The sequence below is a fragment of the Porphyromonas endodontalis genome (assembly GCF_052173515.1).
Taxonomy (GTDB): Bacteria; Bacteroidota; Bacteroidia; order Bacteroidales; family Porphyromonadaceae; genus Porphyromonas; species Porphyromonas endodontalis_A.
In genome coordinates, this window is sequence record NZ_JBQMYL010000014.1 from 42,901 (window position 1) to 55,115 (window position 12,215).

7 protein-coding genes are annotated in these 12,215 nt (G+C 48.9%); 3 read left to right on the forward strand and 4 right to left on the reverse strand.

The annotated features are described in order from the left end of the window. Positions 1 to 2 precede the first annotated feature (2 nt). The gene (locus ACTTHR_RS07325) at positions 3 to 2,579 is read right to left on the reverse strand and encodes a TonB-dependent receptor (RefSeq protein WP_442605701.1); all 2,577 of its coding nucleotides are present in this window, start codon (positions 2,577 to 2,579) and stop codon (positions 3 to 5) included. Between the two features lie 279 nt (positions 2,580 to 2,858). Between ACTTHR_RS07325 and ACTTHR_RS07330 the strand changes: the two genes are divergently transcribed. Genes ACTTHR_RS07330 through ACTTHR_RS07340 form a run of 3 tightly spaced genes read left to right on the forward strand, consistent with a single transcriptional unit; the run spans position 2,859 to position 4,965 of the window. Then, the gene (locus tag ACTTHR_RS07330; RefSeq protein WP_442605702.1) at positions 2,859 to 3,542 is read left to right on the forward strand and encodes a TetR/AcrR family transcriptional regulator; all 684 of its coding nucleotides are present in this window, start codon (positions 2,859 to 2,861) and stop codon (positions 3,540 to 3,542) included. After that, on the forward strand, positions 3,539 to 4,285 hold the full coding sequence (gene fabG, locus ACTTHR_RS07335; RefSeq protein ID WP_004333645.1) for a 3-oxoacyl-[acyl-carrier-protein] reductase: 747 nt from the start codon (positions 3,539 to 3,541) through the stop codon (positions 4,283 to 4,285). Before ACTTHR_RS07330 ends, fabG begins: the two co-directional genes overlap by 4 nt. Then, complete coding sequence (locus ACTTHR_RS07340) at positions 4,285 to 4,965, forward strand: RluA family pseudouridine synthase (protein ID WP_311551828.1); 681 nt, start codon at positions 4,285 to 4,287, stop codon at positions 4,963 to 4,965. Before fabG ends, ACTTHR_RS07340 begins: the two co-directional genes overlap by 1 nt. 394 nt (positions 4,966 to 5,359) lie before the next feature. Here ACTTHR_RS07340 and ACTTHR_RS07345 read toward each other — a convergent pair whose 3' ends face one another. From ACTTHR_RS07345 to ACTTHR_RS07355, 3 genes are all read right to left on the reverse strand, one after another. Then, the gene (locus ACTTHR_RS07345) at positions 5,360 to 5,863 is read right to left on the reverse strand and encodes a hypothetical protein (RefSeq protein WP_442605703.1); all 504 of its coding nucleotides are present in this window, start codon (positions 5,861 to 5,863) and stop codon (positions 5,360 to 5,362) included. 26 nt (positions 5,864 to 5,889) lie between these two features. Then, a complete protein-coding gene (gene ricT / locus ACTTHR_RS07350) occupies positions 5,890 to 7,452 on the reverse strand; it encodes a regulatory iron-sulfur-containing complex subunit RicT (protein ID WP_442605704.1) in 1,563 nt (520 codons plus the stop codon). A 153-nt stretch (positions 7,453 to 7,605) separates the two neighbouring features. Beyond that, positions 7,606 to 12,215, reverse strand: a 4,610-nt coding sequence (locus ACTTHR_RS07355; protein ID WP_442605705.1) for a hypothetical protein, incomplete at its 5' end; no start/stop codon positions are given.

The following is a 12,215-nucleotide window of genomic DNA, read 5'->3' on the forward strand; positions in this document are numbered from 1 at the left end:
CCCTAAAAGGAGAGGCGGCAACCTAGGTAGAGCGTCCGAGGGAGGGTAGGCCCGTAGATATAGGCACTATCCCGACCGGCACCTTGGTCGTAATCCTTTTGGCGCGCGTCTAGGAAGTTATTAATACCGCCGTACAACTCAATCTCGCTGTGGCGGAAAATATCGAAGTGGTAAGATACTTTCGCACCCAACTCCACGAAAGTGGGCGTAGTCGTCAGCTCGTCGATACGCACAATCCGATCTTCGGGCGCAACGCCATGGCTCTTGAAGTGCTCGGTAAATATGCCGGCATCGTGCTTGGCCTCCCTATCGCTTTGGGCGCTACCGGCTCCATACTCTATCGTATGGGGTGCAAGCATTGGCCCCGTTATAGTACCTGTGAAGGAGAAAGAGAGGGCATGAATCGGCTCATAGCCAAGGGTAAAATAACCGTATGCATTGGGCGTTCGCATCATCCGGCGGTCGGTCAATTTACGGTTCTGTACCTTCTTATCCGCGTCAATTATCGGCATTCCCGAGGCATCGAACTCGGTATACTCACCGTATTCCACGGCTTTGTCGTAGAGATTCTGAGTATAGGTAAAGCCTGCCTGCAACTGGAGGTTACGCCATGCTAACTTGCCCTCTATATTGCATCCGTATACACGCGCTCCTTGACTATTGGTGCGCAAGAGGCGCATCACGCCATCGTTTTGCGAAGGTTGCTCCTCATTCACAAAGACGTCAATAATGCGATTGTAAAAGCCCTCTATAAGAAGATTGCCGCTAATTCCCTTCCAGCGGTGGTAGAGATCGGCACTCATATTGAACGAATGGCTAGTTTCGGGTCTTAATCCCTCTCCATTGATTACCCTTTTGGCTTCACCCCCTACGATGCTCACGTGTAGGTCTTCGTCAAAAACTTGAGGAGCACGGAAACCCTTAGCGTATGAGGCACGCAGGTTAACCTCCTTAGTCGGGTTGTAACGCAGAGTGGCTCTCGGGCTTAAAATCGGCTTGCCCACAATCGAATGCTCATCGAGGCGCGTACCCAAGAGGATGGAGAGGTGCTGATTTTTCCATTCCACCTGAGCAAACTGACTTGCATTGTGCACATGCTGATGAATACCGGGGAATGCCGAGAGGAGTTTGCCCCCTTCGAGGATGTCGTTTCCCTTGTCGTCTTTCCGTTGCTGCCACGAGCGGATGGGCATTTTGTCATCGAGGAAGTCATACACATACTCCGCACCCAACAGGATCTCAGCAGGCATAAAGAGCAGACGATCTGCACTATAATTGTACTGCACTCCTCCCATGTAGGTACGTCCGCGAGTAACTCCGTAATTATCGCCATACAGCTCTTTAGGTACGGGAGCTCCGAGTTTACCGAACTCCTTCCCTAGCTCATCCGCACGATCTGCGAGCCCCCCATAGTAACTATTACGGTCCACAGATTGCCCCGAGGCAAAAGCCTGAAAGTGGTGCTTGAGGTTGCGAGAGAAAAGGTCGTACTTGAGGTTGCCACTGTAGATACTGTGCCCGAGATGCTCCGAGACGGCAGCGACATGATCGGGCAAATCGAAGTGATCTCCCCCTCGACGATCCTCTTGAATGGTATGAATATCCGCCGATATTTTGCTGTAATCACTGGGCTTGAGGTAGAAATGAGCTCCCACGGTACGTGCATTAAGTTTGCCAAGTTCGCTAAAGCCGTCGCCATTGGCATCCCAAGGCGTTCGGTAGCGAGCCTGACCATAGAGCATGGCTCCCATTCTATTGTCGGGGGAGACGAGGGAGGCATTCATACCAAGGTTATTGTCAGGGCTACTCATACCGGTAAACGATACGGACTCATTGATGGAAAAACTATTGCCATTAGGCTCCTTGGTAATAATATTGACCACACCGCCAATAGCCGAAGAGCCAAAAAGAGCCGAACCTCCACCACGTACCACCTCCACGCGGTCTACCATGTTGGTGGGAATCTGCTCAATACCGTACACGCCGGCTAGGGCACTAAAGATAGGGCGGCTATCGATAAGGATCTGTGAGTAACGTCCATCCAAGCCATTGATACGCACCTGATTGAATCCACAGTTTTGGCAATTGTTCTCCACGCGCACCCCGGGCTGAAACACAAGGCCTTGGAGTAGATTATTCGCGTTCACTTTGCCAAAAACCTTCTCATCCACAATCGTTACGACAGTAGGAGCCAAACGGCGGAGCGTGGTTTGGCGGTTGGCGGAGACTACCACTTCGTCAATGGCGACGGCATCTTCCTGAGCTTCGAAATTGACCTCCACAATTTTGTTTCGCACCACGGTTACCTTTTTCTCTTGCGTAAGGTAGCCCATGCCTCGCATCACAAGGGTAACCTCCCCGGGGTGTAGGTGGCGAAGGAAATAATGCCCGGAAGCATCCGTGGCAGTACCGATGTTAGTCCCCTTAACAAAGACAGAGATACCGGGCAGATGCTCTCCGGTTGCTTGATCTACAACGTGCCCGATGATATTCGCATCACTGGGCGGAGGAGTAGGGGTAACAGCTGTTGCCTCAAAACATATCAGCAACGAAATCAGAAGTAAAATGTACCTATTCATATTATGCGTTTTATATATCTGTGTATAACAGGAGAAAGAGAGATTGGGTTCCCTACTACCCCCCAAAAGCTTCTCCTGCACACTTTTTTCTCCAAGGCAAAGGTACTCCCCTTCTCTTTTCTACGCAATCCCCAATTGTGTGGAGGCTACCCCTAGGTAAATTACTCAGTAATAGCCACCCGAGAAATAGGGAGAAAAGCATACATAAAAGGGGACTTTTCTCAGACTTTGCAGGCAAAAATTAGGCTCTATGATGTATAATGTATAACTTTGTAGAGGATGAAGACGCCGAGTAAGAACAAGATAAGGCAATCGAGCCTACGCACTCGCGAGTTGCTTATTGACGTAGCTCGTCAGCTCTTCGCACGCTTTGGGGTAGAAAAAACCACCATGAACGATATTGCCGAGGCCTCCAAACGGGGTAGGCGTACCGTCTATATGTATTTCAATAGCAAGAGCGATGTCTTCTATGCCGTAGTAGGGCGAGAGTTGGATCTCCTCTGCAAGCGGCTTGAGGCTGTGGCAGAGTCCAAGGGGTCTGCCCCCGAGAAATTGATGAGCCTCATCTATACCCACATGGATACCATCTTGCAAGTAGTCATGCGCAACGGCTCTCTCAAGGCTCAATTCTTCAACGATATAAGCCGTGTGGAGCGGGTTCGCTATAAGTTTGACCTCCGCGAGCAGGATATTATTGCCTCCATTTTGGAGGAGGGCAACCGAGATGGCATTTTCTCGGTGCGCGATGTCAAGATGACTGCCAATATCCTACAACACGCTTTCAAGGGGCTGGAAGTTCCCTACATACACCGGCAAACGCGCCGCATGGGGAGCCAAGAGTTCGACTCCTTACGCCGAGCTGCCGAGTATTTAGTATTCCGAGGCGTTGGCTACAGAGGAGAGATACACCACTACCCCACACAAAAACAAGATCAAAACAACGATAATACAGAGAAATCATGAACTTATTAGCAGGAAAAACTGCCCTTATAACGGGCGCAGGTCGCGGTATCGGTCGCGCTATTGCACTCCGCTTTGCCCAAGAGGGAGCAAACGTAGCCATTACAGATATTCGGATCACAGACGAGGTAGAAGAGTTCATCGCTCAACTCAATGCTATGGGCGTAAAAGCCAAGGCATACACCTCCAACGCTGCCGATTTTGACGATGCTCACAAGACGGTAGAGGCCGTAGCTGCTGACTTTGGCGCTATCGATATTCTGGTAAACAATGCGGGGATTACTCGCGATGGGCTACTCATGCGCATGACCGAGGAGCAATGGGATATGGTGATTAACGTCAACCTCAAATCCGCATTCAACCTAACCCATGCTGTAACTCCCATTATGATGCGCCAACGTAGCGGTAGCATTATAAATATGGCCTCAGTAGTAGGGGTGAGCGGTAATGCAGGGCAAGCCAACTACTCCGCCTCCAAGGCCGGTATGATTGGTCTCGCCAAAAGTACCGCTAAGGAACTCGGGTCTCGTGGCATCCGCGCCAACGCCATTGCCCCCGGTTTCATCATCACCGATATGACCAATGCACTCTCAGAAGATGTAAAGAAGCAGTGGGCTGCGCAGATCCCTCTACGCCGTGGTGGTACGCCGGAAGACGTGGCAGGGGTGGCAACATTCCTTGCAAGCGACCTCTCCGCCTACGTTTCGGGGCAAGTTATTCATTGCTGTGGCGGCATGAATTGCTAATGAAAGTCGTATACGAAGACAATCACCTTCTCGTCGTAAGCAAACTGCCGGGCGAGATTGTTCACGCAGATAAGACGGGCGACCCTTCCCTAGAGGACATGGTCGCCCTCTACCTTAAAAAGAAATACAATAAGCCGGGGAATGTATTCGTGGGCGTGGTACACCGGCTCGATAGACCGGTGGGCGGATTGGTCCTTTTTGCCAAAACCAGCAAGGCTCTTGCACGCATGAATAAACTCTTTGCCGAGGGCGGAGTACACAAAACCTACCGCGCTGTGGTACAAAACAGCCCCAAAGGCACACAAGGAGAGTGTATAGATTGGCTCTGGCGCAATGCCAAACAAAACAAAACCTACATCGTAAAAGAGAATCACCCCGATGCCAAGCGAGCACACCTTCGCTGGCGACGAATTGCCACGGCAGAGCGCTACCAAATGCTGGAGATAGAGCTACTGACGGGGAGACACCACCAAATACGCGCTCAACTTGCAGGTATGGGTTGCCCGATCAAGGGTGACCTTAAATACGGAGCACCGCGCTCTAACCCCGACGGAAGCATCTCCCTCCTAAGCTACTCTATGGTCTTTGAGCACCCCGTAAGCCACCAAAAGATCGAACTTCACGCCACACCGCCCCACGACAAACTCTGGCAACTCCTCTTCTCCCTTGCCGAGAAATAGACCAGGGGGGCTATCCGCCTTTAGGCTAGGGTGACTTAAAACCCCAATCCCCTCTCTCTCTAGCGACCGATCACACTTAAGGTCTCACATCTTTTCCCATTCTGACAAAACATTTCCCCTCGCACCAATTAGCGAAGCCTCCCTTTTTGGGTCATTCGGGATCTCCGAACACTCCTCTCTTCTTTCCTCCTCTCATGAATGGGAAATAGGCGAAAACCTAGCTTCCTAACCCCCTCCCATGAGGGTTCTCAAAAAACAGCCCTACACTCCGAAAAGTGCAGGGCTAAAATGAAATATTTTTCAGGCAGAATACCTCTACCTTTCTGAGTGAAAAATTGAAATAAACCAACTGGTTTCCGAGAGGAAAAACAGCTGGGAATTTTCCTCTCCTCCCTTACCAACAAACTTTGGCTCGGTTACAAAAGGCAACCCCTACATTCTCGATTCCTCGGATTGAGGGGCGCAAACTACATGGTTCTAAAGTCAAGGTATATATACCTGATATTGGGAACTGGACCCCATGTAGATAGGGAAAAGAAAGCTCAGTAAGAGCGACTCCCGATCCTCTCCAAAGGCCTTCCTGCTCCGAAAGAAGAAGGTGCAACGTATCTCGTCGCTCATAGAAAGCCCCATTACTGAGCGTTGCCAACACCTCAAAGTCGCAGTACTCTACATTGTTATTATGCCGAATAAGAAGGTCAAAATAGTAGGGATGATGCGCCTCCGTTATCAAGAAGCGATATGAAAGTTGTTGCCCACGATCCCACTTCGCCTTGGGTACTTTTTCGTACACAATAAAGGCTTCGCGTGTAGGACGGCACCCCACTACACCCAATAGCGGAAGAAGAAAAAATAGGCTAAGTAGAGCCAGAATCCCCCGATAGAACCTTTGAGACATAGTATGGAACTCTCCCTCTAGGCCAATTACTCCGGGTTAAAATCTGCTTCTTTGCTCATAGGGCGAGCTTCCCCTCCCGGGCGGAAGGGACGCCTATCGCGCTGCGAACGATGCTCTCGGCGAGCTGTAGATTCTCCCTCCGAGTTTATCGGTCTATCGCCTACGGGGCGGTTACCACTCATCCTTGGAGTACGCCTCTCTCTACGAGCTCCACCCTCAATCTCAAGGTGTGAGCCCTCACCCTCGCGAGACTCTTGTGGAGAACGACGGCGAGAATTGGAATAACGATCCCCGGGGAGGCGACGACGATTGCTTACGCGCCCCTCTTCTGCCCCCTCTTCTCTAGGCAAATTACGTTCAGAGACGCCCCCCTCGACTAAGGGAGTATCCGTCTCTCTCTTGGGATTTGAGTGCGTATTACGTTCGGGATTTGTCTTTTCTATAGTCTCTTTTGTCCCCTCATTACGGGAGCGAGAAGTACGATCACCTCGATTATTGCTACCATTGCCCTTGCGACGCTTACGCCCCTTATCGTCGAAGCGAGTAAGGAGATTTTCGTCTAGAATATCCAGCGAAACAGGTTTCTTTATATACCGCTCCTCAAGTAGAGTTGCAGGTTTCTCTCCTCGGCGATTCATCTCAATCACCTCCCGAGCACGTCGGGTTGTAATCGTACATGCATTGGTAGAACGATTCTTCTCTGCAGTGTAGGTCACCTCCCCTTTGAGGAGATCCCATTTGAAGAAATAGAAACTTCCCTCCTCCGTCTCTAGCACCACATCACGCGGTGGCATCCGCTTTTGAGCCTCCACATAGGCATTGACCTCAAAGTTGGTACAACACTTGAGCTTGGCACATTGCCCCGTGAGCTTCTCGGGATTGAGCGTAAGATCTTGGTAACGAGCCGCAGCCGTATTAACGCTCTTGAAGGTGGTCATCCACTGAGCACAGCAGAGCGGACGGCCACATGGCCCAATTCCCCCGATACGCCCGGCCTCCTGACGCGCCCCAATCTGTTTCATTTCGATGCGCACATGAAAGGTTTCTGCCAGCACGCGGATGAGTTTACGGAAGTCTACACGCCCATCGGCTATATAGTAGAAGATGGCTTTGCTCCCATCACCTTGGTACTCTACATCGCCTATTTTCATCTCCAAACCCAGCGTCTCGGCTATCTGGCGTGCCTCAATCATGGTACCATGCTCTCGGCGCTTTGCCTCCTCGCAACGATCAAGGTCGCTCTGGGTAGCTAGGCGGAAAAGCTGGCGGATGGGCTCACGACTATGGGCTTCTTGGCGGCGGAATCGGAGAGCCGCCAGTGTGCCTGTGAGTACCACTCGCCCTATATCCACTCCGGGAGACCCCTCTACCGCCACTATATCATCTTTGTGTACCTCCAGCCCTAGAGGGTTCGTAAAGACTACTTTGCGGGTATTCTTAAACTGAACCTCCACATATTTATTGCGGTCTATATCATCGGCATAACCCGAGAGCCAGTCGTAGCTATTAAGGGGCTGTTTGCCACACCCTTTGCAACCCGCTGAGTCTATCTGAGCCGAACCAATGTACTTTATATCGTCTTTATGCATTATCTAATCACTTTGTTATCAAGCGGTAAAGTTACGAGTTTCTCACTGAATAGGCGATAAGGCGAGTTCAGAGACAAGTACAAAAAATCTCCGCCACCCTCGGAGAAGCGAAGGTGGCGGAGAAAAAGTATATGGGTTTAGGCGTTTCTAACCTTAGAGAGCCGGGAGCTTACGTGTGAGAGTAGAGCCATCTGCCAAATGCACTCTAATCAGCGTTACAGACTGACAATGAACACGATCCACAACGAACTCTAGAGCATTTACCCCTTCGTCCATCGTAAGCTGTTTCCCATCTACTCCATACAGAGTATAGCCCTGTACGCTTACGGCACTCTCTACTCGATAGCCTTCCTCACCGGGGATAACGCGAAGTAGATCGCCTGCTGTATGAGGAGAGGTTACCGACTTCACCCCGGGGTACTCCATGCGAAGCTCGAAGCGAGTACCTTCGTTTGCACCATTCTGATAGGTGTAATGCGGATCCGCGATGAGGTCATGCTCACGACGCGTGGCGCGGTCGTAGAGAGAGACGCGGGTAAATAGGTTGCTCGTGATAGAGGAGAAGTCTAATTCGATAGTGCCCATCAGTGAGCTATGTACCCCCATAGGTACAACACTGAGAGAAGCTCCCGATTGGATTATGTTGGGGGTACCTACTTCGGTATCCACAAAGTAAACCGTAGGCACTTCGTCAATGGTCGGATAGAAGAGTGCCGGTGCCGGTGATAGCTCCGTGTCGGGGAGCAAAATAGATTCTCCACCCTGTCCTGCACTATTCGTTGCCACTACGGATACCCTGCGCACGGGGTCGCTTGAGTTCGTCGTGAGGCTTTTTAGAGTCCAATCCTTATTAGGAGCGAGGAGTACATTCTTATCGCCCTCAGTCGGGAAGAGAAGAGCTCCGGTTGCTTTTTTCTTGATCACAACGGCTTGAAGCGGAAGGATCTCTTTCTGCAAGGTGCTAGCCGGAGAAGTAACCCCCTTGTAATAAGTCTTCCACGTATTATCCGTAAAGATGTAGTAGTAGGGCTCAATGAGGGTATTATTTACATCTACCAGCTTATCGAAGTCAATCGCACTCATAAAAGGATTACCCACCATGCGCAACTCGGAATTGGTATCTCCCGAAAGCTGGAAAGCATAGCCCTGTACAGAAGTTCCAGCCACCATAATAGTTCCAATCTTTTTCGTAACGCCGGACTCAAAGACAAAACGGAAATCCTCCTGAGGCTTACGAACATAACTATCGAACTTAGTCATGGGAGCGAGGGTCCTCATACTATAGTATCGGAACTTCGAAGTCGTAGATCCACTATCGTACTTATGGAGGGGATAATGGGTATCCACAGTTCTATTCAGATAGAAGGGAATACGGATAATACCATTGAGTCCATTAAGGTTCTTGTGGTCCTTGTACCCAACCTTACCTGTATTATAACCTGCCACCTTGAGGGCAATAGCATGGTTAAATGAATCCATATTTTCCTTCAACGTATTCACAGGCTTCTCAAAAGACCCCTCTGTAAGCCCCGAAGCAGCGGTAAGCCCCGACTTAAAGTGGCGCTGGAAGGTCATAGGATAACCTGCCAAGCCAAAGTCTCCTGAGAGGATATTCTTGAGCGGAGTCGCTAGCATGTACCAGCGGTCGCGTGCCATCAAACGCTTATCGCTTCGGGCGAAATGAGGTTCGGCATGATGTGTAAGAGAGCCATCAGTTTGCACCTTCCCAAAGTTGTAATCCACATAGGCGTGGCTATAGCGCAGCATCTGAGGACGCCCCATTTGGCTTCCGTAGTGGAAGTAGACATCGTTACACTCAGACTCTCCATAGGTCACCTCCGAAGGATCATACTTCGAAACAGCAGGATCCAAATTGGGGAAGAAATTGTCTACCTCAGAGGGTATATGCACCGTGGTACAGAGAGCCGGGATCGCATTTACCATTACACCATCCTTACTGCGCCAATTCTTAACGTTGAACCAATTGGCATCTTCGGCATCACTCGCCCACCAAAGTTCGATGGGGGCTACAGATAGAGTAAATTCTATGGTATAGGTCGTAGGAGCGCCTTCACAAAATACATTCTTCGCTACCAAAGTATACTTCCCGGAGTGATGAGCATTAGTGGCAGAAGGGATTTCATAAATCCTTGCATCCTTAGAAGGACCGGAAGATGGATATCTAGTGCCATCGGGCAGGATCCACTGGTACTCAACCTTTCCTCCCAATGTGAGAGCTTCTAGGCGAATAGGATCTCCCTCGCAATACTTAGACTTAATACGAGTGGTACGCACTATACTTTTAGAAACAACATCGTACAGGATAATAGGCGCGCCCTTATCATTATCGTTGTTACACTTAAGGTCCTTGATATAGAGGAGATAATTATCGTCTAAGGATGTGGTACTCGTTAAAACAAATTCAATACCCTTAGTGGGATCCACTGTTACATTCTTCTGCTCCATTACAACAGCCCCACTACCATCTGCCTTACGAATGGCAACATCTAGTTTCCCCACATAATTGATGGGCATAAAAGAGATATAGCCACTCTTGCCGGAAGGGCACTTGTATCCTACATACGTATCTCGATCGTAGCCAAGGCCGGCATTGGCTAAGTCTACGGAGGTCTCATTCTGGATACAATCCGGGTAAATCACTACATCTTTCCCCTTTTCTATTCTCTTTATCTTAAGACTCATCTTCATTGTGCCGTTGGTCCTAGGCAAGTCGAAATAGAGCTTATCCGAAGCAGCTTTAGCTTGTAGCCACAGCGAATTCCCTCCGGTACCCACCTTTACGTCGGCTGCATTCACCCCTACCGGCAACTCGGTTATCTGTATATAGAGATCATCTTCGGTATAGGAGAGACCATTCTTAAGGAGAAGATTTTCTATCCCCTTAGAGAAAGGATAAATACGCATACGCCCACATTCTTTCACCTCAATCTTAGGAGCAGGAGACTGCGAACCAAGTGAAAAGACCTCAACAGGCGGCTCAATCTTGAACGTCTCTATCCGTTCATTACCACATTTATCCTTAACCTTAATTTTGTAATCTCCGGGAGCAAGCATGGCATATTCAAATTGATTATAATAGCCAGTCAGCCCCTCTTTCCCAAAGGGGGTAAACCATTCTTTCCCAAAGTTATCAGGCACCTTATAGGGAACATTCAACTTAAGAAGGAAGTGTGCTACAGGGGTAAAACCAGCAGGAACTTCTATCAAGGTAATTGTATAACCCGCGAGGGATATAATGTCCGTACTTTCGGAGTATGCATTGTGATCTCCGGGGTTAGGGATAACTTTAGCGATCGGGATACCATAACCAAAATAAAAATTGGTCTCATTTACTCCTCTACAATAATCCACCACCCTGTATTTTCGAAAATACTTCAAGTTGGGATTCATTTTCCCCATCTCCATTTTCTGCACATCATTGTTTGCGTCTTTTACAGTAATGATATACTCCTTTTGAGGGTCGAACATATAGGGCTTAGAAGGATCATTTTTATCCTTATATAGGGCCCAATTCTGCCAACCAATATTATTGGCTGTAAGGGTAAGAGGGGCGGTAACCTCTACTCCCGGATTATCTTTCTCCGCTATGGTAACTGTAACAGGAGCACAGTAAGCAACGTCCTCACGTCCAGAAAGCCAAGTCTTCCTCGAATATTTTTCTCCGTTGCAAGGGAATCCTGCGAAATTTATAGAAGAAGAAACCCATGGAGCTTTATCATAGAAAGTCAAATCATATGTTTTAATCTCATTCGTCCCTCGAACTCGATATGCGAGCACATAGCGATCTGCTTCAGCGGCATGTGCCATCTTATACCATGTATCCCCATTCTTTAGTCTGAGAGAGAGAGGAGTATTACCGGGGTACTTGGACCAGTCAAACGCAATACCTTGAGCATCGTCTAATGTAGCGGGTAAGTTCTCAAAAGTCTTCCAAGAGGTATTGCCTGAGTTTATATTTGCTTTTTTATCGAATCCGATCTCCAAATACTTTTTCAGAGTATCGATATTATTCATATAGGGATTATTCTCCTTAAGAGGTCTCTGGAAGCTATACCAACCGCAATGCTCTTTAATAGGTTCTGGCAAAGGCTTCTCCACACTAGGAGGCAATCCATCATCGGATACATATACGTCTTGCTCTTGGTAGGTATTACACCCGTCTGAGAGTTGCACCTTGTATCCCCCTGCAGGTAGATTGTAGAAATACTTTGTTTCGGTTGTTGCAGCAAAAGTAAACTCCCGATATCCCGTATATCCGGCAGGAACTGTCGTTAGCTTTACTGTGTACTGACTAGCACTACCATTGGTTACCCGCACGGAGATCATTCCCGTAGCGCTATTCTTAAAAGAGGGGCGATATCTCGCAAAAGCGATGGTAGGAATTTTATACGAAGAGGTTACTTTTATATTCTGCTTTGTCAATTTCAACGTAGAGGCTCCCGGGTTAATGATAATCGTAGCCTCGACTTTATAGGTTCCAGCCTCTAAGCCGGTAGCCTCAGGGGTTACTGTCTGTGCAGGAGCAACGAGTGCCCCTGTTTTCTGATTGATAAAGTTGTAGGCAACCGATTGAATCGTATAATTCGAATTCTTCGAAATTACCTCTGCTTTTATTTTTCCATCATTGGTGCAGACCCCATTGGTAACGGTAGTGGTGAGCTCGAAGTCCGAAAGCTGCTGCGCACGAAGCGGCAAGCTCGAAAGAATGCAGAGAATGGAGAATAGCCCCAAAGAGGCCGACA

Coding starts and splice junctions, on each gene's coding strand:
- ACTTHR_RS07325 (WP_442605701.1), bottom strand. CDS start 2,579: ATGAATAGGTACATTTTACTTCTGATTTCGTTGCTGATATGTTTTGAG.
- ACTTHR_RS07330 (WP_442605702.1), top strand. CDS start 2,859: ATGAAGACGCCGAGTAAGAACAAGATAAGGCAATCGAGCCTACGCACT.
- fabG (WP_004333645.1), top strand. CDS start 3,539: ATGAACTTATTAGCAGGAAAAACTGCCCTTATAACGGGCGCAGGTCGC.
- ACTTHR_RS07340 (WP_311551828.1), top strand. CDS start 4,285: ATGAAAGTCGTATACGAAGACAATCACCTTCTCGTCGTAAGCAAACTG.
- ACTTHR_RS07345 (WP_442605703.1), bottom strand. CDS start 5,863: ATGTCTCAAAGGTTCTATCGGGGGATTCTGGCTCTACTTAGCCTATTT.
- ricT (WP_442605704.1), bottom strand. CDS start 7,452: ATGCATAAAGACGATATAAAGTACATTGGTTCGGCTCAGATAGACTCA.